This is a genomic window from Streptomyces glaucescens, assembly GCF_002154375.1.
GTDB lineage: Bacteria > Actinomycetota > Actinomycetes > Streptomycetales > Streptomycetaceae > Streptomyces > Streptomyces glaucescens.
Window position 1 is genome coordinate 1 of record NZ_MUND01000188.1, and the last position, 24,454, is coordinate 24,454.

Sequence of the window (24,454 nt, forward strand, 5' to 3'; positions counted from 1 at the left end):
CGGCGATCTCCGCGTTCGACAGACCGCGCGTCATCAGCCGCAGCACCTCCGCCTCCCGCTCGGTCAGCTGCGCCCGTTCCAGCGCGGCCCGTGCCGCCGGGTTCCCGCCGCCGTCGCCGTACTCGGCGGCCAGCTGCCGCACGGACGCCGGGAACAGCAGCGACTCACCCTCGGCGACCAGCCGCACCGCGTGCACGATCTCCGCGGGGCGGGCCCGTTTCAGCAGGAACCCGTCGGCCCCGGCCCGCAGCGCCTCGTAGACGTACTCGTCGTTCTCGAACGTCGTGACGACGAGGATCTTCGGCGGATCCGGCACGGTCCGCAGCACCGCGCGGGTGGCCTCGATCCCGTCCAGCAGCGGCATCCGCACGTCCATGGCGACCACGTCCGGCCGCAGTTGCCGCACCAGCGGGATCACCGCGGCCCCGTCGGCGGCCTCCCCGACCACCTCCAGGTCGGGCTGCGCCTCCAGGACGGCACGCAGGCCCGCGCGGACGAGCGGTTCGTCGTCGACGAGCAGAACGGTGATCGGCGGCACCCGCCCAGCGTAGATCAGCCGAGCGGCAGCTCGACGTGCACCTGCCAGTCACCGGCGTCGGGGCCCGTGTGCGCCCGCCCGCCGAGCAGCGCGGCCCGCTCCCGTATCCCGCGCAGGCCGCTGTCCCGGCCCGGCCCGGGCACCGCCGCCGGCAGCGGATTGCGGACCTCCAGGTCGAGCCGCCCCTCCGCGACCGCGACCCGTACCCGCGCGGGGACGCCGTCCGCGTGCCGCAGCACATTGGTGAGCGCCTCCTGGAGGATGCGGTAGCCCTCCCGGGAGACCGGGCCGGGAACCTCCGCCAGCGGCCCGGAGAACTCCGCGTCGACCTTCGTCCCGGAGGCCCGAGCGGACTCCAGCAGCCGGTCCGCCTCGGCCAGCGTCGGCCGGCTGCTCGCCGGGCGCCCCGCCTCCCGCAGGATGCCCAGCACCCGGTCCAGGTCCTCCAGCGCGGCCCGCCCGGTCTCCTCGATCGCGCCGAGCGCCCGGTCCGTGAACACCGGATCGCCCGCCGCCCGCGCGGCGCCCGCCTGCACCACCGCCACGGTCAGCGCGTGCCCGATGGAGTCGTGGAGCTCCCGCGCGATCCGGGTGCGCTCCAGCAACCGCTCGGTGCGCTCCTCAAGAGCCGCCAGCCGCTCGGCCGCCGACGGCCCGAGCAGCCTGCGCGCGAGCACGGTGATCAGCTCACCGAGCCCCACCACCGCCGCGGCCATGACGATCAGGGGGAGGGGAGCCAGGAAGGCGTACCCCCAGTGCGGTTCGGCGATCCGCAGGACCGGATTGTCGTACTGCTCCCGGCCGAGCGACGCCTCGGCCAGATCGACGGCGACGATGGGCATCCAGACCGTCAGGAAGATGGTGAGCGCGCCCAGCAGCATGCGGGCCTCCAGCCACACCACGGTGCGCAGCCGGTCGCCCCAGGTCGCCGACGGTGCCGTGGAGATGCCCGAGTCCGACTCGTCCGGCGTGAGCATGAACCGCGCCTGGAGCCCCTCGCCCCGCCGCACGGCCGGGATCAGCCCCACGGGGATCATCACCAGGGCGGGCACCCACGGCCGCGCCATGTCGATGAACAACCACACGCTGACCAGCAGCACCGGAACCCACAGATGCAGCAGGCGCGTGTACGTCGTCCCGCGCAGCAGCGGGCGGAGAAAGCGGACCATCGGCTCATCGTGCCAGCCGCCACCGACAACGGGCCTCCCCCGGGCGGGGGAGACGATCTCCACCCGCAGGGGAGGCGACGCCCCCGCCACGGACGCCAGTCTGAGGCCATGACCAGCATCGACGTCCGAGACCTCAGCAAGGAGTACGGCACCCGGCGCGCCGTCGACCACCTCACCTTCACCGTCGCGCCCGGCCGGGTCACCGGCTTCCTCGGCCCGAACGGCGCCGGCAAGTCCACCACCATGCGGCTGGTGCTCGGCCTCGACCGGCCGAGCTCCGGCACCGCCACCGTCGGCGGCCGCCCCTACACCGCGCTGCGCGAGCCGCTGCGCGAGGTCGGTGCCCTGCTCGACGCCCAGGCCGCGCACGGCTCGCGCACCGGCCGCGACCACCTGCGCACCCTCGCCGCGAGCAACCGCATCCCGCTGTCCCGCGTGGACGAGGTGCTGGCCGGGACGGGCCTCACGACGGCCGCCCGACGCCGGGTCAGGACGTACTCCCTCGGCATGCGCCAGCGCCTCGGCATCGCGGCGGCCCTGCTCGGCGACCCACCCGTGATCATGCTGGACGAGCCGTCCAACGGTCTCGACCCCGAGGGCATCATCTGGATCCGCACCCTGCTGCGCCGGCTCGCGGACGAAGGCCGTACGGTCCTGGTCTCCAGCCATCTGATGAACGAGACCGCGTCCTTCGCCGACCATCTGGTGGTCCTCGGCCGGGGGCGGCTCCTCGCCGACATGCCGATGCGCGCCTTCATCGACGCGCGCGTGCAGCCCGCCGTCCGGGTGCGCACCACCGACGACGGCGCGCTGCGGGACCTGCTCGCCCGGCACGGCCACGAGGCCGCCCCCGACGAGGACGGCGGCTGGATCGTGCGCCGCGCGCGCGTGGAGGACATCGGCCGCCTCGCCTCCGAGGCGCGCCTGCCCCTCCTCGAACTCGCCGCCCAGGAGGGCACCTTGGAACAGGCCTACCTCGACCTGACCGCCGCCGAGACCGAGTTCACCGCCCAGCGCCAGGAGGCCTGACCATGCCGTTCACCCCCGTCCTGCACGCCGAGTGGCTGAAGATCCGCACCCTGCGCGCGCTGTACGGCGCCCTCGTCGCCCTGTTCGCGGTGACGACGGCGTTCTCCGCGATCGCCGCCACGGGCAGCACCTCGGACCCCGACTTCGACCCCCTGTTCACGGCGTTCCTCGGGATCGGGCCCGGCCAGATCGCGGTCATCGCCTTCGGCGCCCTCGCCGTCTCCTCCGAGTTCACCGGCGGCGGACTGCGCCTCGCCTTCACCGCGGTGCCCCAGCGGGGCCGCTGGTACGCGGCCAAGCTGACCGGCGTGGCGGTGCCGGCGTTCCTCACCGGGCTGGTCACGGGCGCCGCCTCGCTGCTGGTGGCCCGCGCGGGCCTGGGCTCCGCCGCCGACGGGCTCACGGCAGGGCAGCAACTGCGCGGGGTGGCCGGCTGCGGCCTCTACCTCGCCCTGATGGCCCTGCTCGCGGCGGGGCTCACCGCCCTGCTCCGCAGCGCCGTCGGTGCGCTCGGCATCCTCGTCCCGCTGCTGCTCGTGGTGTCGTTCGTCCTCGGGACCGCGGCGGGCGGTCTGCCCGAGTACCTGCCCGACCGCGCGGGCCAAGTCGTCCTGCACGCGAGCCCGGACGGGTCCCTCGGCCCGTGGAGCGGGCTCGCGGTGACCGCGCTGTGGACGGCGGCCGTGGTGGCGGCCGGCGCGTGGAGCGTGCGGCGGCGGGACGCCTGACGCCACGCCAATTGTCAGTGGTGCCGGGTTTACTGGCGCCATGGACATCGCACGGTGCCTGGACACGATCGACCGGCTGTGCCTGCGCCCCTTCCCCGCGGAGCACGGCTGGTCGGACGTGGGCCGGGCGGGCCCGGGCTACTTCATGGCGGAACTGCCGGCGGGGGAGAGGGAGGAGGCGTCATGGGAGACGGCGGGGGAGACGGCGGCGGAGGATGCCGACGCCCGCAGGGAGGCCGTCGCCGGACGGCTGCACGAGCGGTGGGGCACGGTGCCCGCGTGGGGCACGCTGACGCTGCGGGTGCGCGGCCTGCGCGGCGAGGAGATACCGGAGCCGTGGGCGAGCCTGAGCCAGCTCACCGACGAGGCGTACGTGTGGCGGGCGGACGGTACCGGCCGCTGGGTGGCCCTCGCCGTGGCCGACCGGGACCCGGCGGACGCGATACGGCTGCTCGCGGTGGTCACGGACACGGACCCGCCGTGAGGGGACGCCCCGCCGGTCAGTCCTCCGCGGCGGCCCGCAGCCGGGCGAACTCCTCGGCCATCGTCTGCGCCGTCCAATGGGCGTTCAGCCCACTGGGGTTGGGCAGCACCCACACGCGCGTGTCCCCGATGCCCCGCTCCTGGGGGCCCACCCGGGCCTTGCGGTCGTCGAAAGCCGCCCGGTAGGCGGTGACCCCGACCACCGCGAGCCAGCGCGGGCGCAGCCGCGCCACCTTCAGGGCCAGCTGCCGCCCGCCCTCGCGGTACTCCTCGGCGGTCAGCTCGTCGGCCCGGGCCGTGGCCCGCGCCACCACGTTGGTGATGCCGAGCCCGTACGACAGCAGCTCCCGCTGCTCGGCGGGCTTCAGCAGCCGCGGCGTGAACCCGGACAGGTGCAGCACGGGCCAGAACCGGTTGCCGGGGCGGGCGAAGTGGTGGCCGGTCGCGGCGGTCATCAGACCGGGGTTGATGCCGCAGAACAGCACGCGGAGGCCGTCCGCGACGACGTCCGGCACGAGCCGGTCGCGGGCGGCCTCCAGCTCCGCGGGGGTGAAGCGGGCCATCGTGGGGCGCGTCAGAGAATGGCCCCGGGCGTGTAGCCCGCGGCCTCCGGGTGCTGCTTCACGATCTCCTCGATCCGGGCCACGACGATGCCGACCTGGTCGGCGGCGGCGCCCGTGAAGGACAGCTTGTCGGCCATCAGCGCGTCCAGCCCGGCGCGGTCGAGCGGGATGCGCTCGTCGGCGGCCAGCTTGTCGAGGAGTTCGTTGCGCTCGGCGCCCTGCTCGCGCATGGCGAGCGCGGAGGCGACGGCGTTCTCCTTGATGGCCTCGTGCGCGACCTCGCGGCCGACGCCCGCCCGCACCGCGCCCATCAGCACCTTGGTGGTGGCGAGGAACGGAAGGTAGCGGTCCAGCTCCCGGGCGACGACGGCCGGGAAGGCGCCGAACTCGTCGAGCACGGTCAGGAACGTCTCCAGCAGGCCGTCGAGCGCGAAGAACGCGTCCGGCAGCGCGACGCGGCGCACCACCGAGCAGGACACGTCGCCCTCGTTCCACTGGTCGCCGGCCAGCTCGCCCGTCATCGAGGCGTAGCCGCGCAGGACGACCATGAGGCCGTTGACGCGCTCGCAGGAGCGGGTGTTCATCTTGTGCGGCATCGCGGAGGAGCCGACCTGGCCCGGCTTGAAGCCCTCGGTGACCAGTTCGTGCCCGGCCATCAGCCGGATGGTCCTGGCGAGCGAGGACGGCGCGGCGGCCAGCTGCACCAGCGCGGTGACGACCTCGTAGTCCAGGGAGCGCGGGTAGACCTGGCCGACCGAGGTGAAGGCCTGCGAGAAGCCGAGGTGCGCGGCGATGCGGCCCTCCAGGTCCGCCAGCTTCGCGGCGTCCCCGCCGAGCAGGTCCAGCATGTCCTGGGCGGTGCCGACCGGGCCCTTGATCCCGCGCAGCGGGTAGCGGCCGAGCAGCTCCTCGACGCGGCCGTAGGCGACCAGCAGCTCGTCGGCGGCCGTCGCGAACCGCTTGCCGAGGGTGGTGGCCTGCGCGGCGACGTTGTGCGAGCGGCCGGCCATGACCAGCTCGGCGTACTCGGCGGACAGCTTCCCGAGGCGGGCGAGCACGGCGACCGTGCGGTCGCGCATCAGCTCCAGGGAGAGCCGGATCTGCAGCTGCTCGACGTTCTCGGTGAGGTCGCGGGAGGTCATGCCCTTGTGCACGTGCTCGTGCCCGGCGAGGTCGTTGAACTCCTCGATCCGCGCCTTCACATCGTGCCGGGTGACCTTCTCGCGCTCGGCGATGGAGGCGAGGTCGACGGTGTCGAGGACGCGCTCGTAGTCGGCGATCGCCTCGTCCGGCACCTCGATCCCGAGGTCCTTCTGGGCCCGCAGCACGGCGAGCCAGAGCTGACGCTCCAGTTTCACCTTCTGCTCGGGCGACCAGAGCGTGGCGAGCTCGGTGGAGGCGTAGCGTCCGGCGAGGACGTTGGGGATGCGGGGCTTGGCGGGCGCTGAAGTCACGTGTCCAGATTCTACTGGCGGTTCGTGCAGGCCAGCGCCACGGGATCCTTGGGCGGAAGCTACGAGACGCGGATCACGCACCCGCACCTCTGTCGGGCCGGTCCCGCACTCCCGTGAGCGGCCCACGTCGCTGCCCCCGCACCCGTGGTGCCGTCGGCACCCGCGTCACCGCCCGGTGTCGACCGCGGTCTCGTACGGCAGCAGGTCGGGCCGTTTCGGCGGGCGGCCGTCCCCGGAGGAGCGGCCGGTCAGCCGCCGTCCGATCCACGGCAGCAGATGCTGCCGGGTGAAGCGGAGGTCGGCGACCCGGCGGGTGACCCAGCCGGGCGGTGCGCCGGCCGGCGGCGGGACGTGCCAGTCCGGGTCCTCCGGCTCGTAGCCCAGGGTCTGCCAGACCGCCTCGGCGACCCGGCGGTGTCCGTCGGCCGTCAGGTGCAGCCGGTCCACGTCCCACAGCCGCGGGTCGGCCAGCGAGGGCGCGGCATACAGGTCGACGACGAGCGCGCCGTGCCGGGCGGCGAGCTGGTCGATGCAGGCGAACAGCTCCTCCATGCGCGGCCGGAACCGCTCCAGGACGGGCCCCTGCCGGCCGGGGCTGCGCATCAGCACGAGCTGCCGGCAGGCGGGCGCCAGCTTTTCGACGGCCTCCTCCAGCAGGCCCCGCACCCGGCCCATGTCGCACTTGGGGCGCAGGGTGTCGTTGAGGCCGCCGACCAGGGTGATCACATCGGCGCCCATGGCCGCGGCCACGTCCACCTGCTCGTCGACGATCTGCCCGATGAGCTTGCCGCGCACCGCCAGGTTGGCGTACCGGAAGCCGGGCGCGCGGGCGGCCATCCGTGCGGCGAGCAGATCGGCCCAGCCCCGGTAGGTGCCGTCGGGCATCAGGTCCGACATGCCCTCGGTGAAGGAGTCGCCGACCGCGACGAGGCTGGCGTGCGTGGGAGGGGAGTTCTTCTGCATGGCGGCACCGATGGTATCCCGAAGCACATACCCATCGGTCGGTCACCCGGCGCCGGAGCCGAGCCGGAGCCGAGCCGGAGCCGGGCCGGGGCCGGAGCAGTACCTCAGGCCCGCTGTCCGAAGAGCTCCCGCAGCACGTCCTCCATGGTCACCAGCCCCGCCAGCCGCCCGTCCGCGCCCAGCACCGCCGCCACGTGGGTGCGGCTGCGGCGCATCGCGGTGAGGACGTCGTCCAGCGGGGTCGCCTCCCGCACCCGGGCGATGGGCCGCATGTCGCGCAGCCGGAACGGCACATCGCGCGCGGAGGCGTCCAGGGCGTCCTTCACATGGAGGTAGCCGACGATCCGGCGGCCCTCGTCGACCACGGGGAAGCGGGAGAAGCCCGACTGGGCCGAGAGGCCTTCCAGCTCCTCCGGGGTGACGCCCACGCGCGCGTAGACCACGCGCTCCAGGGGCAGGACGACATCGCGCACCGGCCGCCGGCCCAGCTCCAGCGCGTCGTGCAGGCGCTCCTGCGCCCGGTCGTCGATGAGTCCCGCCGCACCGGAGTCCTTGACCAGCCGGGCCAGCTCGGCGTCCGAGAAGGTCGACGTCACCTCGTCCCGGGTATGGATGCCCAGCAGCTTCAGCAGGGCGTTGGCGAAGGCGTTGACCGTGAAGATCACCGGCCGCAGCGCCCGTGACAGCGTGACCAGCGGCGGCCCGAGGAGCAGCGCGCTGCGCACCGGCTCGGCGAGTGCGATGTTCTTCGGCACCATCTCGCCCAGCAGCATGTGCAGATACGTCGCCAGGGCCAGCGCGATGACGAACGACACCGCGTGCCCGGCACCGCTCGGCACGCCCATCGCGTGGAAGACGGGCTCCAGCAGATGCGCGATGGCCGGTTCGGCGACCACGCCCAGGACCAGCGTGCACAGGGTGATCCCGAGTTGTGCCGCCGCCATCAGCGCGGACACGTGCCGCAGACCCCACAGCACGCTCTTGGCCCGCCGGTCGCCCTGCTCGGCGTACGGCTCGATCTGCGAGCGCCGCACCGAGATCAGCGCGAACTCGGCGCCCACGAAGAAGGCGTTGACGACGAGGGTCGCCAGACCGATCAGCAGCTGTACGACGGTCATGCCCGCGCCCCCTTCTGTTCGTCCAGCGGCGCGTGCAACAGCACCCGCGCCGCCCTGCGCCCGGAGGCGTCCACCACTTCCAGCCGCCAGCCGGCGACCGCCACCACGTCCCCGACGGCCGGGATCCGCCCCAGCTCGGTGGCGACCAGCCCGGCCAGCGTCTCGTACGGCCCGTCCGGCGCCCGCAGGCCCACGCGGGTCAGCTGGTCGATCCGGGCGGCCCCGTCCGCCGAGTACAGCGCGTGGCCGTCCACGTCGGTGCCGGCCGGGGCCAGGTCGGGCGTCTCGTGCGGGTCGTGCTCGTCGCGCACCTCGCCGACGACCTCCTCGACGATGTCCTCCAGCGTCGCGACACCCGCCGTGCCGCCGTACTCGTCGATGACCACGGCCATCGTCCGCCGGCCGGACAGCCGGTCCAGCAGCCGGTCGACGGTCAGCGTCTCCGGCACCAGCAGCGGCTCGCGCATCAGCTCGGAGACGGGCACCCGGGCCCGGCGTTCGGCGGGGAGGGCCAGGACGTCCTTGATGTGCGCGGTGCCCACGACGGAGTCGAGGCTGCCGCGGTAGACCGGGAACCGGGACAGCCCGGTCGCCCGGGTGACGTTCGCGACGTCCTCGCAGGTGGCCTGGACATCGAGGGCGATCACCTGGACGCGAGGCGTCATCACGTTCTCCGCGGTCAGGTCGGCGAGGTTGAGGGTCCGCACGAACAGCTCGGCGGTGTCCGGCTCCAGAGCGCCCTCCCGGGCGGAGTGCCGGGCGAGCGCGGCGAGTTCCTGCGGCCCGCGCGCGGAGGCCAGCTCCTCGGCGGGCTCGATGCCGAAGCGGCGCACCACGCGGTTGGCGGTGTTGTTGAGGTGGGTGATGAACGGCCGGAACAGCGCGCTGAACCAGCGCTGGGCGTTGCCCACTCGCTTGGCGACGGCCAGCGGGGAGGAGATCGCCCAGTTCTTGGGCACCAGCTCGCCCACGACCATCAGGAACACCGTCGACAGCGCGGTGCCGATGACCAGGGCGATCGACGAGGCCGTGGACGCGGAGGCGCCGAGGCCGCGCAACGGGCCCGCGATGAGCCGGGCGATCGACGGCTCGGCGAGCATGCCGACGACCAGGTTGGTGACGGTGATGCCGAGCTGGGCGCCGGAGAGCTGGAAGGTCAGACTGCGGACGGCCTTGAGCGCGCCGGCCGCGCCGCGCTCACCGCGCTCGGCGGCGGCCTCCAGGTCGCCGCGCTCGACCGTGGTCAGGGAGAACTCGGCCGCGACGAAGGCGCCGCAGATCAGCGACAGCGCGATGGCCACCAGCAGGAGGAGCACTTCGATCATCGGGTCACCTCCGTCCCATGGTCGGCCAGTGCCTGGGGGATCGCGCGATGTCGGGTACGGGGAGGGGCGCCCATGGGGGGACGTTCACATCTTTCATCTGGAGGACCGAGTGATCCTCCCAGAGTAAAGGCTCGGCAAAAAGAGTCGGGGGCGGGGCTCAGGATTCGGCCAGCGGCTTCACCCAGCGCCGCCATTGCTCCTCCGAGGCGTACCCGGCGGCGGCCCAGGCGTGGTGCGCGGTCTCGTTCCGGGTGAGCACCATCGCGTCCGCGCGGCGCCCGCCCAGCCGTACGAAGCGCTCCTCCGCCGCGGCGAGCAGCGCCGTGCCGATGCCCTGCCGGCGCCGCCGCGGATGCACCGCCAGCCGGTAGAGATGGCACCGCCACCCGTCGAACCCGGCGATCACGGTGCCCACCAGTTCGCCCGCCCGCTCGGCCAGGACCAGCGCCTCGGGGTCCCGGGCGACCAGCCGCTCGACCCCGTCCCGGTCGTCACTGATGCTCGTCCCCTCGGCCGCGGTCTTCCAGAAGGCCAGCACGCTGTCGAGGTCGTCGGCCGTTGCGGCCCGTATCCGCAGCTCACTCATGCCGACATCCCACCACGGAGCACCGCGCGGGACGCCGGATTCCATGATGCGGACACCGTGCCCGCACGGCGTCGCCGCTCCTCGTCCCGGGGCCCGAGCGGGCCGGCCGCCGCGGTGCCCTCACTCGTGGGCGATGGCCGCCAGCACGTTCATCCGGGAGGCGCGCAACGCCGGCAGCAGGGCCGCCACCACGCCGATCAACGCCGCCCCCACCACCACGGCGACGATCGTGCCCCAGGGGATCGCCAGCGCGGTCATGCCCTGCAGCGCCAGCACCTGCTGGGTGCACACCCCCCAGACCAGTCCGAGCGCGAGCCCGAGGACGGCCCCGCACACCGCGATCACCACCGACTCCAGCCGGATCATCCGCCGCAGCTGCCGCCGCCCCAGCCCGATCGCGCGCAGCAGCCCGATCTCCCGGGTCCGCTCCACCACCGACAGAGCGAGGGTGTTGACCACGCCGAGCACCGCGATGATGATCGCGAGACCGAGCAGGGCGTAGACGAGATAGAGCAGTACGGCGATCTGGTCGCGGACGAGCTGCTTGTAGTCCGCCAGGTCCCGCACCTGTAGCTGCGGATACGGATCGAGGGTCCGCTCCAGCGCGGCACGCAGCTCGCCGGCGTCCGTGCCCGCCGCGGCGTTCACATAGACGGCGGCGTCCTGGCCGCCCGGCGCGTACCGCTCGACCGTGCCCATGCCGAAGTAGATCCCGCCGGTGGTGCCGAAGCCCTCTGCGGTCTCCTGGTCGGTCAGCGCGCCCACCGTCAGCTCGGCCGTCCGCCCGCCCCGGAACTCCACCGGCAGCACACTGCCGACCCGCACCCCGTGCTCGCGCGCGAAGTCCGCGTCCATCGCCAGCCGCCCCTCGGCGAGCGCGGACGCCGTACCGCCCCGCGCGTACGTGATGTTGGCGACCTCGTCGAGCCGCGGCTCGTAGCCCGCCGCCGTCGTCTCCACCCGGTCGCCGTCGGGCAGCCGCACCGCGATCGGGGTGAACGCCGAGCGGACCACCAGACCGACCCCTTCGGTGCCGCGCACCGCCTCGGTGATCTCCCGGGGGAACGGCGTGAAGTTGCCGCTCTGGACGACGAAGTCCGCGCCCAGCGTCTTGTCGATCTGCCGGTCGAAGGACTCGGTCATCGAGGCGCTGGCCACCGACATCCCGCCGACCAGCGCGAGCCCCACCATGAGGGCTGCCGCCGTGGCCCCCGTACGGCGCGGATTGCGCAGGGCGTTGCGCTGGCTCATCCGCCCCACCGGCCCGAACAGCGCCGGGAAGGCGGCGCCCAGCACACGGATCACCGGCCGCACCAGCAGCGGCCCCGCGACGACGGTCGCGATCAGCGTCAGCACGACGCCGAGACCCAGCAGCGACGTCGCCGGCCCGGTCTCGGCCGCTGCCGCACATCCCGCGAGCGCCGCCGCCCCGGCCGCGCCGACCACCGTGCCGGCCAGCGCGCGCAGCCGCAGCGGCCGGCCCACCCCGGCGACCTCCGCGTCCGAGAGCGCCGCCATCGGCGACACGGCCGCCGCGCGCCGGGCGGGCAGATAGGCCGCCACGAAGGTGACGCCGACACCGACGACGTACGCCGTCACCACAGTCGCCCAGCCGATCACCATCTCGGTGGTGTCGATGCTCATGCCGAGCAGGCCCATCAGCTCGATCAGCCCGGCCGCCAGCGCGATGCCGGTGACCAGGCCCAGCGTGGCGCCGACCAGGCCGAGCAGCAGCGCCTCGGCCAGCACCGAGCGGCGCACCTGACGCCGGTCGGCGCCGAGCGCGCGCAGCAGCCCCAGCTCGCGGGTGCGCTGGGCGATGAGCATCGAGAAGGTGTTCACGATGAGGAACACGCCCACGAGCACGGCGATCCCGGCGAAGCCGACCATCACGTATTTGATGACGTCGAGGAATCCGCCCAGCTCCTCGACGTCCGACTGAGCCTGTTCACCGGCGGTCCGGTACAGGTAGCGGTCGGCGCCCAGCGCGTCCGCCACCCGCCGCTTCAGCGTCTCGTCGCTCACCCCGGGCGCCGCGTCGACGGTGATGGAGGTGGCCGCGCCGGCGTCACCGAGCAGCTTCGTCCGGGCGGTCTGCGGGTCCATGAACAGCAGGGCCGTGCCGGGATTGGTGGTGGTGAAGGTGACGATGCCGACGACGCGCGCCTGGAACGACCCCGGCGGCGCGACCACGGTCAGGGTGTCGCCGATCCTCACGTCCGTGCGGTCCGCGGACCGCGCGTCCAGCAGCGCCTCGCCGGGGCCGCGCGGGGCGCGCCCGGAGCCGAGCTCCACGGGGCTGCGGCCGGTCGGGTTCCAGGCGCTGCCGATGGTGGGGGCGCCGGTCGTGGGACTCACGGACTCGTTCTCCGCGTCGACGACCGTGATGTCCTCCACTTCGGCCTCCGCGCGGGCCGCGGCCACCCCGTCGACCCGGGCCACCCGGTCGGCGAGCGCGGCGGGCAGCGTGGCCGTGGCCCCGGAGGGCACCGTCTCGTCGAGGTTCTCCTTCGGGCCGACCGTGACATCGGCCGCCGACGAGGCGAACAGCCGGTCGAAGGTACGGCTGACGGTGTCCGAGAAGATGAGACTGCCCGCCACGAACGCCACGGACAGCACCACCGCCAGCGCCGAGAGAAGCAACCGGCCCTTGTGCGCGAGGAAACTCCTGAGCGTCGCCTTCAGCACGGGTCAGCCCTCGCCGATGGGTCGCTCGGTGCCGATGGGGCGGTCGGTGCCGGGGGACCGGGCGGTGCCGGGGGACCGGTCGAACGGTCCGCGGATCACGTCGAAGCGCTTCATGCGCTCCAGCACCGCCTCCGCCGACGGACGGCCCATCTCGTCGACGATCCGGCCGTCCGCGAGGAACAGCACCAGATCGGAGTGGGCGGCGGCGCCCGGGTCGTGGGTGACCATGACGACGGTCTGCCCCAGCTCGTCCACGGCCTCCCGCAGGATCCCCAGCACCTCCAGCCCGGCCCGCGAGTCGAGGTTGCCGGTGGGCTCGTCGGCGAAGATCAGTTCCGGCCGGGCGGCGAGCGCCCGCGCGCAGGCCACGCGCTGCTGCTGGCCGCCGGACAGCTGCGCCGGCCGGTGCCGGAGCCGGTCCCGCAGCCCGAGCGTGTCGATGACCTGGTCCAGCCACTTCGGGTCGGGCCGGCGACCCGCGATGTCCATGGGCAGGGTGACGTTCTCCAGCGCGTTCAGCGTGGGGATCAGGTTGAACGACTGGAACATGAACCCGATCCGGTCCCGCCGCAGCCGGGTCAGCTCCCGCTCCTTCAGCCCGGTGATCTCTGTCTCGCCGAGCCAGACCTGCCCGGCCGAGACCGTGTCCAGCCCGGCGAGACAGTGCATCAGGGTGGACTTGCCGGACCCCGAGGGCCCCATGACGGCCGTGAACCGGCCGCGCGCGATGTCCACGTCCACCGAGTCCAGGGCGAGCACGGCCGTCTCGCCCGAGCCGTACGACTTGGTCAGCGCGCGGGCGCGGGCGGCGACCGCGCCCGCGGACGCGAGCCCCGGGACGTGCTCCGCAGGAGTGGACAAGGCTGCCTCCTAGCTCGGGGACGGGCGGACTTCCTTGTCCCGGCCGAGCGTAATGTGACCCGGCGCACACCGGTACACCTCATCGGGCGGGACGGGCGCCCTTGCCGGTGCTAGCGCCCCGGCGCTAGCGTCGAGGTATGGCGAAGACCCAGCTGAACGTGCGGGTGGACGAGGACACGGCCCGGGCCGCCCGGGAACGCGCCCTGGCCCGCGGGATGAGCGTCAACCGCTACATCGAGGAACTGGTCCGGCAGGACACCGGGGAGGCCGGTCACACCTTCGTGGAGGCCGCCGCCGACTTCATGAAGCAGTACGAGAAGGTGTTCGCCGAGGAGTTCGGCGAGGGCGGTCGCTGATCCCTTGAGCGATGTGCGCATCGACCTCGCCTGGCTGCTGATGCTCGCCGAGCACAGGACCCCCGGGGACCCACAGGTCACCGACTGGGGCGCGCTCGTCGCCGCGGTCGCCCGGCACCAGGCCGAGATATTCGACGTCCCCGTCTACGACTCCCCGCACACCCGCGCCGCCGCCCTGCTCCAGCAGCTGATCCACATCCCCGCGCTGGAGCGCTCCAACGCGCTGTTCGCCTCCGCGGTCGCCTACGCCTACCTGGTCGCCAGCGGCTTCAAGGTCGTCACCTCGCCCGAACAGGTCCGCGACCTGGCCCGGCTGGTCAAGTCGGGCGAGGCGTCGGTGCACGAGATCGCGCGCGAACTGCGCCACTGGTGCCGGTGACCGGAAGGCCTACGGGCGCACCGGCGCCGGGGGCCGCCAGGCCGTGCCCAGCACGCAGTACGAGGCGGGCAGCACCGGCCCCTTCTCGGGCATCAGCAGCCGCCGGTACGGCCCCAGTTCGAACCCGGCGTCCCGCAGCGCGGCCACCGGGTCCCGGCCCACGTGGCAGCCGCCGCTCAGCGGCGGCCACACCGTGCGGTCCAGGACGCGCTGGGTCAGCCGCATCGCCCGGCCACCGCCCCGCCCGTGCTCGAAGAACCGCACCTGACCGCCCGGCCGGAGCACCCGCCGCACCTCGCCGAGCGCCCGCGGCACGTCCCGCACGCTGCACAGCACCAGCGACAGCACGACCGCGTCGAAGCCCTCGCTCTTGACCGGCAGCGCCTCCGCCGCGCCCGGCACCACGTCCACCGGCATCCCGGCGCGCACGGCGGCCTCCACGGCCAGCTGCCGCAGCACGCGCTCCGGTTCGATCGCCACGACCTCGGCGACCGTCCCCGGATAGTGCGCGAAGTTCAGGCCGTTGCCCGCGCCGACCTCCAGCACCCGCCCGGACAGCCCGGCGAGCAGCCGGTCGCGCACCCCGGCCATGCCCATCCGGGTCTCGGCGGCCACGCTGAGCCGGGCGTAGCAGCGGGCGAACAGCGGATGGTGCACGGGATCCCGCGCCGCCTTGCCGGCACCGGCGAACGGAAGGGGCATGGGGACCTCCCTGAGGGCGGACTGCTCCTTCGGGGATTGTCCCCCGTATCGGCCCCCGCGCACCCTCGCCTGCGCACGGACGGCGGCACCCGCCGGTACCGCCGTCCCCGGCGGCACCTGCGGGCACCACCGCCCCGGCATTTCACGGCCTCGGCGCCACCACCCCGCGCCACCGCCCCGGCGTGACCGTCCCGCCCGCTACCGTCCCGTCGCCTCCCGCACCCGGAACGCCTCCGCGTCCCACATCCCGTCCAGCCGGGGCGCCAGCCAGTCCGGGGCCGCGGCGCGGAAGGCGGCGGGGGCGAGGGAACCGGCGCCCTCCGGGAGCGCGCCGAGCAGCGGGGCACCCGTGACCTCGGTCAGGTCCGCCACATTGCAGCGGCAGGCGAGGTCGGGCTCGGCGGGCCAGCTGCCGATCACCACACCGGCCAGTTCCACGCCACGACCGCGCAGTTCGCGGGCGGACAGCTCGGCGATGTTCAGCGTGCCCAGGCCCGCCGAGGCCACCAGCAGCACCGGCGCGCCGAGCAGCGCCGCCGCGTCGGCGAGCGTGCCGCCCGCCGGGTCGAAGCGGACGAGCAGCCCGCCCGCGCCCTCCACCAGCACCAGATCGTGCTCGGTGGCCAGCTTGGCCGCCGCCTCGGCGACGTCCTGCGGGTGCACCGGTGCCATCCCGGCCCGCCGGGCCGCCGTTCCAGGCGCCAGCGGCTCGGGGTAGCGGGCCAGTTCCGTCGCCGTGACGGGACCGGCGAGCCGGGCCACCTCGTCGGCGTCGCCGCGCTCGTCCGGCCGTACGCCGGTCTGCGCGGCCTTCAGCACGGCCACCGACCGGCCGGCCGCGAGCGCCGCCGCGGCGACGGCGGCCGTCGCGACGGTCTTGCCGACCTCCGTGTTCGTCCCCGTGATCATCAGGACCGGCATGTCATCCCTCCCGTGCCGCGGCGCACACCGCGCGCGCGATGCGTGCCACATCCGCGTCGCCCGTGACATAGGGCGGCATCGTGTAGATCAGGTCCCGGAACGGCCGCAGCCACACGCCCTCACGCACGGCCGCCGCGGTCGCCGCCGCCATGTCGACGGGGTGGTCGAGCTGCACCACTCCGATGGCGCCGAGGACCCGTACCTCCCGTACTCCGGGCAGCTCGGCGGCCGGGGCGAGCCCGTCCCGCAGGCCCGCCTCGATCCGCTTGACCTCGGCGAGCCAGTCCTGGCCGAGCAGCAGCTCGATCGAGGCGCAGGCCACCGCCGCGGCCAGCGGATTGCCCATGAAGGTCGGTCCGTGCGCGAGCACCGGCACCTCGCCCTGCGAGATCCCGTCGGCCACCCGGGCGTTGCAGAGGGTCGCCGCCAGGGTGAGATAGCCGCCGGTCAGCGACTTGCCCACGCACATCACGTCCGGTGACACCGCCGCGTGCTCCGCCGCGAACAGCGCGCCGGTACGGCCGAACCCGGTGGCGATCTCGTCGAACACCAGCAGCACGTCGTGCGCGTCGCACGCCTCCCGCAGCACCCGCAGATAGGCGGGGGAGTGGAACCGCATGCCGCCCGCGCCCTGCACCACCGGCTCCACGATCACCGCGGCCAGCTCGTGGGCGTGCTCGGCGATCAGCGCGCGCAGGTGGTCGGCGTACGTCTCCTCGTACCCGGCCGGCGGCGGGTCCGCGAACACCTGGCGCGGCAGCACTCCGCTCCACAGCTCGTGCATACCGCCCTGGGGGTCGCAGACCGCCATCGGCTGCCAGGTGTCCCCGTGGTAGCCGCCCCGCCAGGTCATCATCCGGCGCTTCTCGGGACGGCCCAGCGAACGCCAGTACTGCAGGCACATCTTGACGGCGACCTCGACCGACACCGAACCGGAGTCGGCGAGGAACACATGCTCGAGTCCCTCGGGTGACAAGTCGACAAGGAGCTTCGCGAGCCGTACGGCGGGCTCGTGGGTGAGCCCGCCGAACATGACATGGCTCATCCGCGCCAGCTGCTCGCGCGCCGCCTCGTTCAGCACCGGGTGGTTGTAGCCGTGGATCGCCGACCACCAGGAGGACATCCCGTCGACCAGCTCCTCGGAGCCGCCCGCCAGCTTGAGCCGCACCCCGCTCGCCGACTCCACGACGAGCGGAACCTGCCGTCCCGGCATCGGGCCGTACGGATGCCAGACGTGCCGCCGGTCGAGTTCCAGCAGCTCCGGCACGCTCAGCTCAGGCATTGGGCGCGAGGTCCGTTCCGGCACCCCGGCGGCGCACCGCGACCAGATCGGTGCGCGGCTCACCGGCGGGCACGGCAGCGGCCGTGCCGCACACCCCGCCCCCCTCGTGGGACCCGCACCCGGCGTCCTGGTGGGACCCGCACCCGGCACTCGCGTGCGCGCCGCAGCCGCCGCCCGCCGTGTCCGTGTGCGAGCCGCAGCCGCCCCCGGCCGCCGCCCGGTGCTCCGGCAGCGTCACCTCGCCCGCGCCCTCCACCTCGAACCCGGCGTCCGCGATCATCTCCAGGTCGGCCTTGCCGGCCTGGCCCTCGCTGGTGAGGTAGTCGCCCAGGAAGATGGAGTTGGCCAGGTGCAGCGCCAGCGGCTGCATGCTGCGCAGATGCACCTCCCGGCCGCCCGCGATCCGCACCTCGACGTCGGGGCAGACGAACCGGACCATCGCCAGGATGCGCAGACAGCGCTGCGGGGTGAGGTTCCACTCCTTGGCCAGCGGCGTGCCCTCGAACGGGATCAGGAAGTTGACCGGGACCGAGTCCGGGTCCAGCTCGCGCAGCGAGTAGACGACGTCGACCAGGTCCTCGTCGCTCTCGCCCATGCCCGCGATCAGCCCCGAGCACGCCGACAGGCCCGCCGCGTGCGCCCTCTGCACGGTGTCGACCCGGTCGGCGTACGTGTGCGTGGTCGTGATGTCCCCGTACGTCCCCTCGGACGTGTTCAGGTTGTGGTTGTAGGCGTCGGCACCCGCCTCACGCAGCCGCTCGGCCTGGCCGTCGGAGAGCAGGCCCAGGCACGCGCACACCTCGACGCCCTCGTTCTGCTCCTTGATCGTCTTGATCGTCTCGGAGACCCGGTCCACGTCCCGGTCCGTCGGACCGCGCCCGCTCGCCACCAGGCAGACCCGCTTGGCACCGCCGGCCAGGCCCGCGGCGGCGGCCTGCGAGGCCTCGTCGGGCTTGAGCCAGGTGTACTTCAGGATGTCGGCCTTGGAGCCGAGCCGCTGGGAGCAGTAGGAGCAGTCCTCCGGACACAGTCCGGACTTCAAGTTGACGAGATAGTTGAGTTTCACCCGTCGGCCGAACCAGTGGCGGCGCACCTTTCCGGCCGCGGCCACCACATCGAGCAGTTCGTCGTCGGTCGTCGCGAGGACGGCCAGCGCCTCCTCGCGGGTCGGCAGCTCGCGCCGAAGCCCCTTGTCCACCAGCGTGTTCAGCAGGTCCATGAGAGCCGATCCTGTCCTACGGAGGGGCCCGTGGCCAAGGAGAGTTCGTACAACAGCGCCACTTCGTCGTGTGTGGATTGCCACATCCTGGCCTGCGGACCGGGCCGCTAGTGTCTGTGCACTGCCTACAAAATCCCCCGGAGGACCCATGGTGTTCGGCTGGATCGACGAGCAGGCGGAGCTGCGCCGCCGGGCCGGACTCGTGCGGACCCTGCGGCCCCGGCCCGCCGACTCGCCGCTGCTGGACCTCGCGAGCAACGACTACCTGGGCCTGGCCCGCCACCCGGAGGTCACCGAGGGAGCGGCCCGCGCGGCCCAGGTATGGGGCGGCGGCGCGACCGGCTCCCGGCTGGTCACCGGCACCACCGAACTGCACGGCGAACTCGAACGCGAGCTGGCCGACTTCTGCGGCTTCGAGGCCGCCCTGGTCTTCTCCTCCGGCTACGCCGCCAACCTGGCCGCGGTGACCGCGCTGGCCCCGCACGGCTCGCTGATCGTCTCCGACGCCGGCAACCACGCCTCCCTGATCGACGGTTGCCGGCTCGCCCGCGGCACCACCCAGGTGGTGGCGCACGCCGACCCGGACGCGGTGCGCAAGGCGCTGCAGACCCATGACGGGCCCGCCGTGACGGTGTCCGACACGGTGTTCTCGGTGGACGGCGACGCGGCCCCGCTGGCCGGGCTGGCGGCGGCCTGCCGGGAGCACGGCGCGGGTCTGGTGGCCGACGACGCGCACGGCCTCGGGGTGCTCGGGGCGGGCGGCCGGGGCGCCGCGTACGCGGCGGGCCTGGCGGGCGCGGAGGACGTCGTCGTGACGGTCACCCTGTCCAAGTCGCTGGGCAGCCAGGGCGGTGCCGTGCTGGGACCCGCCCGGGTGATCGACCACCTGGTGAACGCGGCCCGGACGTTCATCTTCGACACGGGGCTCGCCCCGGCGGCGGCGGGCGCGGCCCTCGCGGCCCTGCGGCTGTTGCGCCGCGAGCCGGAGCGGGCGGAGCGGGCCCGCGCGGTGGCGGGCGAGCTGCACGCCCGGCTGACGGCCGCGGGTCATGCGGCGGTCCGGCCGGACGGGGCGGTGGTCTCGGTGCGCGCGCCGTCCCCGGAGAGCGCCGTGCGCTGGGCGGCCGACTGTCGGACCGCCGGGCTCGCCGTCGGCTGTTTCCGCCCTCCTTCCGTGCCCGACGGCGTCTCCCGGCTGCGGCTGACGGCTCGCGCGGACCTCTCCGGGGACCAGATCGAACGCGCTGTACGTGTGATCGGCGAGACGCGACCATGAGTCGGCGTGACACGGCCGTGCGTCGCCTGTGACGGACGAGAGGGTCAGACGGCGGCCGTGAACCTCGCCCAGCTCTGGGGGGAGAAGAGCAGTGCGGGTCCGGCCGGGTTCTTGGAGTCGCGCACCGCGAGCAGTCCGGCCCAGGGGCCCGAGCGGGTCCTGGCCGTCTCCACGCAGTTGTTCGCTCCCGTGCTGTAGCTGCTGCGCAGCCAGCGCACCTCGGACAGATGGGTAGGGGAAGGTACGTTCCGAGGCAGTGCGGTCATAGGTGCCTCCTTACGCGCCGTCAGCTATCCCGGCGATGTAATCCAGCGATTCCTCGGTCGACAGGGCGTTGTTCCGAAGAGCGTCGAACGCCTCGGTGTAGGCCCCAACGTCTTCTTTCCGTTCGAGATAGAGGCTACTCGTCAGGTGGTCGAGAACAACTACATCCAGATCGGAAGTGTTCGAGAATGAGAAGATAACGAAAGGCCCCGTAACGCCGATGTGCGCTCCCGCGGAGAACGGCAGTACCTGAAGCCTCACCTGGGGCAGCCGTGCCGCCTCCAGCAGCCGCAGCAGCTGGCGGTGCATGACGTCCGGGCCGCCGACCTCGCGCCGCAGCACCGCCTCGTCCAGCACCGCGCTGAGTGCCAGCGGCGGCCGGGACCGCAGCACGTCCTGCCGGGCCAGCCGCACCTCCACCAGCGTGTCCAGCCGCTCCTCGTCCAGGCCCTCCACGGCGGCCCGGGTCACCGCGCGGGCGTACTCCGCCGTCTGGAGCAATCCGGGCACCACCGAGGTCTCCAGCGTGCGCATACCGCTGGCCTGGGACTCCAGGCTGATGAAGTCGCGGTAGGTGGGCGGCAGCACCCCGCGGTAGGCGTGCCACCAGTGGTCGCGGCCCTGCCCGCCGCCCGAGCCGGCCAGCACCAGCAGCAGTTCCCGCAGATGGGGGTCCCGCACCCCGTAGGCGTCGAGCAGCGACCGGACGTCGGCCGGTCTCACCCCGCTCGCGCCCGTCTCGATCCGGCTCACCTTGGACTGGTGCCAGCCCACCAGCCGGGCCGCCTCCCCACTCGTCAGGCCGGCACCCGTGCGCAGCGCACGCAGTTCGGCGCCCAGTTTCCGGCGGCGCACCGCGGGACCGTGCTGCATGGGCTCCTCCTTACTCCAGCCGGGCCGCCCGAATACGGTCTGCCGTCGCAGAGTTCACCGCTTCGAGCGACAGATATATGCATATCTTGGTGGATCGCCACCGGGAGCGGCTCCGGAGTGGCAGTCTGGCGACGAAGCACCAGTCCGGGACCGTACTCGAACCCCCGCCTTTTCGTGTCGGTCCGCGGTCCCGTGGGAAAGGGTCGACACCGCCATGGCAGACCATCTGGAAGCATCCGTCACTCTGCCGAGCGATCCCGCCTCGGTCTCCGCGGCTCGCGCCTACGTGGTCGGCACCCTGGCGGAGTGGGGTCTGCCGCCGGACACCGACGTGGCCGACACGATCCGGCTGATCGTCTCCGAACTGGCCACCAACGCCGTACAGCACACCTTCGGGCAGTCACCCACGTTCACGGTGGACGTCCGGCTCGACCGGGACGAGCACCTGCGCATCGGGGTGACCGACAGCCACCCCCGGTTCCCCAAGCGGCTGCCGGCCGCCGTGCAGCAGGACAACGGGCGCGGCATGGTGATCATCCGCTGCCTGACCGCCGAGTGCGGAGGCCGGCTGCGAGTGCGCCCCACCCGCGAGGGCGGCAAGACCGTCGCCATCGAACTGCCGTGGAGGATCCCGGCCCGGCCGGTCACGGCGGGGCAGCAGGAGCCCTGACCGCCACGCGGGCCGTCCCCCGGAACGAGGGCCGGGCCCGCACACGCGTACGCGTGCACGGGCCCGGTGTGGTCGCTCACGGGCAGTCCCGGGCGCGGTGACGGCGGGTCAAGTGCGCCGTCAGCGGCCCGCAGGGGTCACTTGACCCGGCCGTACCAGACGCTCTTCGTCCAGATCTTCTGCAGGCGCACGACGTCCCCGGTCTTGGGGGCGTGCCAGATCTTCCCCTTTCCGGCGTAGATCCCCACGTGGTACACGTTCGACCCCGAGTGGAAGAACACCAGGTCCCCGGCCTTGCGGTTGCCGGGCGAGATGTGGCGCGTCTTGTTGTACTGCTGGGCTGCCGTACGCGGCAGGGACTTGCCCGCCTTCTTGTACGAGTAGAGGGTGAGCCCCGAGCAGTCGAACCTCCTGGGTCCGGTGGCGCCCCACTTGTACGGGGAGCCCTTCTTCGAGGCCGCTACCTGGAGCGCCTTGTAGGCCGGCGTGGCGGCCGCGGCCTCGGAGGCGAAGCCGGGCGCGACCACGGAGCCGCCCACCGCGGCGAGAGTCAGAGCCGAGGCCGTTCCGGCCCGGGCCATGAGCGACGGGACACGATTGAGCGCGGTCATGCGCAAACCCTTCGTCAGCCGCCTGTGAAGGATGACCTGTCGGATTCGGGCTGGCGAAGTTGCCCGGCCGCGTTGCCGCGGCTTCACCCCAAGGGCTGCTCGGCCCGGCGCCTCCCCGCGGGGGGCTGACCGTTCCGGCGACCCGTCGTGCTTGGGTCCTCCACTCCTGCCGATCCACTCCTGTCGACCGGTCATCCGGGCGGCGGCAGGACTCGGCGTCCGCCCGGATCGCCCCGCCGCGGTGGCGGGGTCTTGTCGTCAGACAGGGATCTTGACTCACGGATGTCCGAAAATCCCAACGGAACCGGGGATTTGTGGTGTTCCTCACCACTCACCCGTTCGGGTGGACACACTGACGAGGGATCGGGTGTCAAGGCCGTCAAGGGCCCCCGGACCAGCGGCGGAATGCTCAATTCCGCCCCGGTGGGCCGACCTCGGCGCAACCTGAGCCACCCCGAAAAAGGAGCCTTGGCTACGCCGAACGTGGGTAATCCGTTCAGTCCGTTTCAGGCGTGTCGCGGACACCCCGTGACCTGCGCGGAATTACCTGACCGCGCGTCCGGTGCGTCAACTGTCGGAGCGCGGCGGAAGGGTGACGCGCGCCGTGCGGCGTTCGCCGTCGAGCACGCGCAGCGCCCGCGCGAGCGTGGGCGCGTGCAGCTCGGTCTCGCCCCGCCGGTGCATCACCGCCAACGCGTCCCGCAGGGCGGCGGCCTTGGTCACCAGGGCCTGGGCGGCGCGCAGTCCGCCGTACGTGTGACCCGGCCGGCCGGGATTGATCCGGCCGAGCAGGTCCACCACCTCCAGATAACGGTCGATCAACTCGCCCTCGGCGCGCGTGAGGGCGGGCAGCGGCGGCAGTTCCGGCGGCAGCATCGGCGGATCACCTCGCGCCGGGCGCGGTGCCCGGTCCCCTGCGGTCGGTGACGATCCGGTCGATCAGGCCGTACTCCAGCGCCTGCGGCGCGGTGAGGACCCGGTCCCGCTCGATGTCGGCGCTCACCCGCTCCCGGTCGCGCCCGGTGTGCCGGGCCAGCAACTCCTCCATGCGGCCGCGCACCCGGGTCAACTCCTCCGCCTGGATCGCCAGATCGGCGGCCTGGCCCTCGGCCGGGTCGAGCAGCGCGGGCTGACGGATCACCACCCGGGCGCCGGGCAGGGCGTATCGCTTGCCCGGGGTCCCGGCGGCCAGCAGCACCGCCGCGGTGGAGCCGGCCTGCCCGAGGCAGACCGTCTCCACCTCGCAGGTCACGAACCGGATGGTGTCGTAGAGCGCCGACATGGCGGTGAAGGAGCCGCCGGGGGAGTTGATGTACAGCGAGATGTCCCGGTCCGGGTCCCGGTACTCCAGGTGCATGAACTGGGCGATCACGTCGTTCGCCGCGGTGTCGTCGACCGGCGTGCCCAGGAACACGATCCGCTCTTCCAGCAGCTTGGCGTACGGATCCATCGTCCGGTGGCCGAAGCCGGTGCGTTCGGTGAACTCGGGCAGGACGTGGCGGGCGGACGGCGGGACGGACTCTCGGGTCATGGCGGATCCCTCCTCGTGACGGAGCTGTCTCCGTAAAAAATGTACAGGATGTACGTGACGTAATGTGGAGACCATGGCGTATGAGATTCCGGTGACGCAAGCCCGGGCGGAACTGGCCGATCTGATCAACCGGGTGGTCTACGGCGGCGAGCGCGTCGTCGTGACCCGCCACGGCAAGCCCCTCGTCGCCCTCGTCTCGGCCGCCGACCTGGAGCGACTCGAAGAGCAGAAGCCGTCCGGGCAGCCGGAGGAGGAGCAGGTGATCAGCGCCGTCTCCCGCGTCGGCGAGGTCGCGTCCGCTCCCCGCGAACGCGGGCGCTTCGGCATCGCGGCGGAACACCGGGGGCCGGAGCCCTCGTAGCGGCCTCGGGCTGCGCGTCGGGCCTGCCCCCGTCGTGCCACACCTCCTCGCGACGTCCCCCTTCCGACGCCGGCCCGGCTGCGGCCCCGGCGACGGCTCGGCGCCCGGCGGCGTCCCGCACCCAGCCGCGCATCGGCGCCCGCACGGCTGGCGCCCTCGGCGGGCGGTTCGCCTCCTCCCGGCGGTCCTCCTCCCGCGGCGCCCCGGCGTACGGCCGGCCTTTCTTGAGCTCTGGCCCCTCGGCGGCGCGGCGCCCCGGCGGGCGGTCCCGCAGTCGACCGGCCCCTCCCGGACGCGGGGCCCCTGCGGCACCCCGTGGGCGGCCGGCACGGCTGGCCCCTCGGCGGCGGCCTCGCCCCTCCCGGCCGCGCAATACCGCGTCGGCGGCCCGCGACTGGCTTCTCGGCGGCTCCGCCTCTCGCCGCCGCGCGGCGCCCCGTCCGGCGGCCCGCCTCCTCGTGGCGGCCCGGCAGCGGCACGCCAGCGGCACGCCAGCGGCACGCC

At 73.5% G+C, this 24,454-nt stretch carries 27 protein-coding genes; 8 read left to right on the plus strand and 19 right to left on the minus strand.

From position 1 onward, the window contains the following. Positions 1-538, minus strand: a 538-nt coding sequence (locus CCN42_RS13855) for a response regulator transcription factor (protein WP_086735809.1), incomplete at its 3' end; no start/stop codon positions are given. A 14-nt stretch (positions 539-552) separates the two neighbouring features. After that, on the minus strand, positions 553-1,707 hold the full coding sequence (locus CCN42_RS13860; protein WP_086735811.1) for a sensor histidine kinase: 1,155 nt from the start codon (positions 1,705-1,707) through the stop codon (positions 553-555). Positions 1,708-1,815: 108 nt separating this feature from the next. Between CCN42_RS13860 and CCN42_RS13865 the strand changes: the two genes are divergently transcribed. From CCN42_RS13865 to CCN42_RS13875, 3 genes are read left to right on the plus strand one after another with little or no spacing between them, the layout of a single operon-like run. Next, on the plus strand, positions 1,816-2,736 hold the full coding sequence (locus CCN42_RS13865) for an ATP-binding cassette domain-containing protein (protein WP_086735812.1): 921 nt from the start codon (positions 1,816-1,818) through the stop codon (positions 2,734-2,736). Positions 2,737-2,738: 2 nt separating this feature from the next. Further along, the gene (locus CCN42_RS13870; protein ID WP_086735814.1) at positions 2,739-3,464 is read left to right on the plus strand and encodes an ABC-2 transporter permease; all 726 of its coding nucleotides are present in this window, start codon (positions 2,739-2,741) and stop codon (positions 3,462-3,464) included. 40 nt (positions 3,465-3,504) lie between these two features. After that, positions 3,505-3,948 carry a hypothetical protein gene (locus tag CCN42_RS13875; protein ID WP_086735816.1) on the plus strand — a complete coding sequence of 148 codons (444 nt, stop codon included), beginning with the start codon at positions 3,505-3,507 and terminating at the stop codon, positions 3,946-3,948. Positions 3,949-3,964: 16 nt separating this feature from the next. On the opposite strand, the gene mug is transcribed toward CCN42_RS13875, so the two are convergent. The 8 genes from mug to CCN42_RS13915 form a co-directional block, all read right to left on the minus strand. Then, the gene (gene mug, locus CCN42_RS13880; protein WP_086735817.1) at positions 3,965-4,510 is read right to left on the minus strand and encodes a G/U mismatch-specific DNA glycosylase; all 546 of its coding nucleotides are present in this window, start codon (positions 4,508-4,510) and stop codon (positions 3,965-3,967) included. An 11-nt stretch (positions 4,511-4,521) separates the two neighbouring features. After that, positions 4,522-5,964, minus strand: coding sequence for an adenylosuccinate lyase (purB, locus tag CCN42_RS13885; RefSeq protein ID WP_086735819.1), 1,443 nt, complete (start codon positions 5,962-5,964; stop codon positions 4,522-4,524). Positions 5,965-6,129: 165 nt separating this feature from the next. Further along, complete coding sequence (locus tag CCN42_RS13890; RefSeq protein ID WP_086735821.1) at positions 6,130-6,927, minus strand: SGNH/GDSL hydrolase family protein; 798 nt, start codon at positions 6,925-6,927, stop codon at positions 6,130-6,132. A 104-nt stretch (positions 6,928-7,031) separates the two neighbouring features. Then, positions 7,032-8,045 carry a hemolysin family protein gene (locus tag CCN42_RS13895; protein WP_086735823.1) on the minus strand — a complete coding sequence of 338 codons (1,014 nt, stop codon included), beginning with the start codon at positions 8,043-8,045 and terminating at the stop codon, positions 7,032-7,034. Beyond that, positions 8,042-9,370, minus strand: a complete 1,329-nt coding sequence (locus tag CCN42_RS13900) for a hemolysin family protein (protein ID WP_086735825.1) — start codon at positions 9,368-9,370, stop codon at positions 8,042-8,044. Before CCN42_RS13900 ends, CCN42_RS13895 begins: the two co-directional genes overlap by 4 nt. A gap of 157 nt (positions 9,371-9,527) precedes the next feature. Then, positions 9,528-9,956 carry a GNAT family N-acetyltransferase gene (locus tag CCN42_RS13905; protein WP_086735845.1) on the minus strand — a complete coding sequence of 143 codons (429 nt, stop codon included), beginning with the start codon at positions 9,954-9,956 and terminating at the stop codon, positions 9,528-9,530. Between the two features lie 120 nt (positions 9,957-10,076). Next, positions 10,077-12,644 (minus strand): ABC transporter permease, encoded by a 2,568-nt coding sequence (locus CCN42_RS13910; RefSeq protein ID WP_086735827.1) that lies wholly within the window; start codon positions 12,642-12,644, stop codon positions 10,077-10,079. A gap of 3 nt (positions 12,645-12,647) precedes the next feature. Beyond that, complete coding sequence (locus tag CCN42_RS13915) at positions 12,648-13,505, minus strand: ABC transporter ATP-binding protein (RefSeq protein ID WP_245877272.1); 858 nt, start codon at positions 13,503-13,505, stop codon at positions 12,648-12,650. Positions 13,506-13,642: 137 nt separating this feature from the next. Here CCN42_RS13915 and CCN42_RS13920 point away from each other — a divergent pair, with 137 nt between their 5' ends. Together CCN42_RS13920 and CCN42_RS13925 are read left to right on the plus strand one after the other, a co-directional pair. Continuing rightward, positions 13,643-13,861, plus strand: a complete 219-nt coding sequence (locus CCN42_RS13920) for a hypothetical protein (RefSeq protein ID WP_043498687.1) — start codon at positions 13,643-13,645, stop codon at positions 13,859-13,861. Between the two features lie 4 nt (positions 13,862-13,865). Further along, the gene (locus CCN42_RS13925) at positions 13,866-14,240 is read left to right on the plus strand and encodes a fic family toxin-antitoxin system, toxin component (protein ID WP_086170584.1); all 375 of its coding nucleotides are present in this window, start codon (positions 13,866-13,868) and stop codon (positions 14,238-14,240) included. A gap of 9 nt (positions 14,241-14,249) precedes the next feature. On the opposite strand, the gene CCN42_RS13930 is transcribed toward CCN42_RS13925, so the two are convergent. From CCN42_RS13930 to bioB, 4 genes are all read right to left on the minus strand, one after another. Beyond that, positions 14,250-14,942 (minus strand): class I SAM-dependent methyltransferase, encoded by a 693-nt coding sequence (locus CCN42_RS13930; RefSeq protein WP_086735829.1) that lies wholly within the window; start codon positions 14,940-14,942, stop codon positions 14,250-14,252. A gap of 198 nt (positions 14,943-15,140) precedes the next feature. Beyond that, positions 15,141-15,863: a dethiobiotin synthase gene (bioD, locus tag CCN42_RS13935; protein WP_086735831.1), complete on the minus strand. Its 723-nt coding sequence runs from the start codon at positions 15,861-15,863 to the stop codon at positions 15,141-15,143. A 1-nt stretch (position 15,864) separates the two neighbouring features. Next, positions 15,865-17,145, minus strand: coding sequence for an adenosylmethionine--8-amino-7-oxononanoate transaminase (locus CCN42_RS13940; RefSeq protein ID WP_086170581.1), 1,281 nt, complete (start codon positions 17,143-17,145; stop codon positions 15,865-15,867). Continuing rightward, positions 17,138-18,364: a biotin synthase BioB gene (bioB, locus tag CCN42_RS13945; protein WP_086735833.1), complete on the minus strand. Its 1,227-nt coding sequence runs from the start codon at positions 18,362-18,364 to the stop codon at positions 17,138-17,140. Before bioB ends, CCN42_RS13940 begins: the two co-directional genes overlap by 8 nt. Before the next feature lie 148 nt (positions 18,365-18,512). Here bioB and CCN42_RS13950 point away from each other — a divergent pair, with 148 nt between their 5' ends. Then, positions 18,513-19,640, plus strand: a complete 1,128-nt coding sequence (locus tag CCN42_RS13950; protein ID WP_086735835.1) for an 8-amino-7-oxononanoate synthase — start codon at positions 18,513-18,515, stop codon at positions 19,638-19,640. A 44-nt stretch (positions 19,641-19,684) separates the two neighbouring features. On the opposite strand, the gene CCN42_RS13955 is transcribed toward CCN42_RS13950, so the two are convergent. Then, positions 19,685-19,906, minus strand: a complete 222-nt coding sequence (locus CCN42_RS13955; protein WP_086735837.1) for a DUF397 domain-containing protein — start codon at positions 19,904-19,906, stop codon at positions 19,685-19,687. Between the two features lie 10 nt (positions 19,907-19,916). Beyond that, positions 19,917-20,777, minus strand: coding sequence for a helix-turn-helix domain-containing protein (locus CCN42_RS13960; RefSeq protein ID WP_086735839.1), 861 nt, complete (start codon positions 20,775-20,777; stop codon positions 19,917-19,919). Positions 20,778-20,991: 214 nt separating this feature from the next. Between CCN42_RS13960 and CCN42_RS13965 the strand changes: the two genes are divergently transcribed. Next, positions 20,992-21,447, plus strand: a complete 456-nt coding sequence (locus CCN42_RS13965) for an ATP-binding protein (RefSeq protein ID WP_086735841.1) — start codon at positions 20,992-20,994, stop codon at positions 21,445-21,447. 137 nt (positions 21,448-21,584) lie between these two features. Here CCN42_RS13965 and CCN42_RS13970 read toward each other — a convergent pair whose 3' ends face one another. From CCN42_RS13970 to CCN42_RS13980, 3 genes are all read right to left on the minus strand, one after another. Then, positions 21,585-22,058: a C40 family peptidase gene (locus CCN42_RS13970; protein ID WP_086173401.1), complete on the minus strand. Its 474-nt coding sequence runs from the start codon at positions 22,056-22,058 to the stop codon at positions 21,585-21,587. A gap of 567 nt (positions 22,059-22,625) precedes the next feature. After that, positions 22,626-22,934: a hypothetical protein gene (locus CCN42_RS13975; RefSeq protein WP_086173400.1), complete on the minus strand. Its 309-nt coding sequence runs from the start codon at positions 22,932-22,934 to the stop codon at positions 22,626-22,628. Positions 22,935-22,941: 7 nt separating this feature from the next. Next, positions 22,942-23,589 carry an ATP-dependent Clp protease proteolytic subunit gene (locus CCN42_RS13980; RefSeq protein ID WP_086735843.1) on the minus strand — a complete coding sequence of 216 codons (648 nt, stop codon included), beginning with the start codon at positions 23,587-23,589 and terminating at the stop codon, positions 22,942-22,944. A gap of 73 nt (positions 23,590-23,662) precedes the next feature. On the opposite strand from CCN42_RS13980, the gene CCN42_RS13985 reads away from it, so the two are divergent. Then, entirely contained in the window at positions 23,663-23,950 is a 288-nt protein-coding gene (locus tag CCN42_RS13985) for a type II toxin-antitoxin system Phd/YefM family antitoxin (protein WP_086735847.1), read from the plus strand. The last annotated feature ends 504 nt before the right edge of the window (positions 23,951-24,454 follow it).

Excerpts from the sequence above, each read along its gene's own strand:
- CCN42_RS13860 (WP_086735811.1), bottom strand. The coding sequence starts at position 1,707 with ATGGTCCGCTTTCTCCGCCCGCTGCTGCGCGGGACGACGTACACGCGC.
- CCN42_RS13865 (WP_086735812.1), top strand. The coding sequence starts at position 1,816 with ATGACCAGCATCGACGTCCGAGACCTCAGCAAGGAGTACGGCACCCGG.
- CCN42_RS13870 (WP_086735814.1), top strand. The coding sequence starts at position 2,739 with ATGCCGTTCACCCCCGTCCTGCACGCCGAGTGGCTGAAGATCCGCACC.
- CCN42_RS13875 (WP_086735816.1), top strand. The coding sequence starts at position 3,505 with ATGGACATCGCACGGTGCCTGGACACGATCGACCGGCTGTGCCTGCGC.
- mug (WP_086735817.1), bottom strand. The coding sequence starts at position 4,510 with ATGGCCCGCTTCACCCCCGCGGAGCTGGAGGCCGCCCGCGACCGGCTC.
- CCN42_RS13890 (WP_086735821.1), bottom strand. The coding sequence starts at position 6,927 with ATGCAGAAGAACTCCCCTCCCACGCACGCCAGCCTCGTCGCGGTCGGC.
- CCN42_RS13895 (WP_086735823.1), bottom strand. The coding sequence starts at position 8,045 with ATGACCGTCGTACAGCTGCTGATCGGTCTGGCGACCCTCGTCGTCAAC.
- CCN42_RS13900 (WP_086735825.1), bottom strand. The coding sequence starts at position 9,370 with ATGATCGAAGTGCTCCTCCTGCTGGTGGCCATCGCGCTGTCGCTGATC.
- CCN42_RS13905 (WP_086735845.1), bottom strand. The coding sequence starts at position 9,956 with ATGAGTGAGCTGCGGATACGGGCCGCAACGGCCGACGACCTCGACAGC.
- CCN42_RS13920 (WP_043498687.1), top strand. The coding sequence starts at position 13,643 with ATGGCGAAGACCCAGCTGAACGTGCGGGTGGACGAGGACACGGCCCGG.
- CCN42_RS13930 (WP_086735829.1), bottom strand. The coding sequence starts at position 14,942 with ATGCCCCTTCCGTTCGCCGGTGCCGGCAAGGCGGCGCGGGATCCCGTG.
- bioD (WP_086735831.1), bottom strand. The coding sequence starts at position 15,863 with ATGCCGGTCCTGATGATCACGGGGACGAACACGGAGGTCGGCAAGACC.
- CCN42_RS13940 (WP_086170581.1), bottom strand. The coding sequence starts at position 17,145 with ATGCCTGAGCTGAGCGTGCCGGAGCTGCTGGAACTCGACCGGCGGCAC.
- bioB (WP_086735833.1), bottom strand. The coding sequence starts at position 18,364 with ATGGACCTGCTGAACACGCTGGTGGACAAGGGGCTTCGGCGCGAGCTG.
- CCN42_RS13950 (WP_086735835.1), top strand. The coding sequence starts at position 18,513 with ATGGTGTTCGGCTGGATCGACGAGCAGGCGGAGCTGCGCCGCCGGGCC.
- CCN42_RS13955 (WP_086735837.1), bottom strand. The coding sequence starts at position 19,906 with ATGACCGCACTGCCTCGGAACGTACCTTCCCCTACCCATCTGTCCGAG.
- CCN42_RS13960 (WP_086735839.1), bottom strand. The coding sequence starts at position 20,777 with ATGCAGCACGGTCCCGCGGTGCGCCGCCGGAAACTGGGCGCCGAACTG.
- CCN42_RS13965 (WP_086735841.1), top strand. The coding sequence starts at position 20,992 with ATGGCAGACCATCTGGAAGCATCCGTCACTCTGCCGAGCGATCCCGCC.
- CCN42_RS13970 (WP_086173401.1), bottom strand. The coding sequence starts at position 22,058 with ATGACCGCGCTCAATCGTGTCCCGTCGCTCATGGCCCGGGCCGGAACG.
- CCN42_RS13975 (WP_086173400.1), bottom strand. The coding sequence starts at position 22,934 with ATGCTGCCGCCGGAACTGCCGCCGCTGCCCGCCCTCACGCGCGCCGAG.
- CCN42_RS13980 (WP_086735843.1), bottom strand. The coding sequence starts at position 23,589 with ATGACCCGAGAGTCCGTCCCGCCGTCCGCCCGCCACGTCCTGCCCGAG.
- CCN42_RS13985 (WP_086735847.1), top strand. The coding sequence starts at position 23,663 with ATGGCGTATGAGATTCCGGTGACGCAAGCCCGGGCGGAACTGGCCGAT.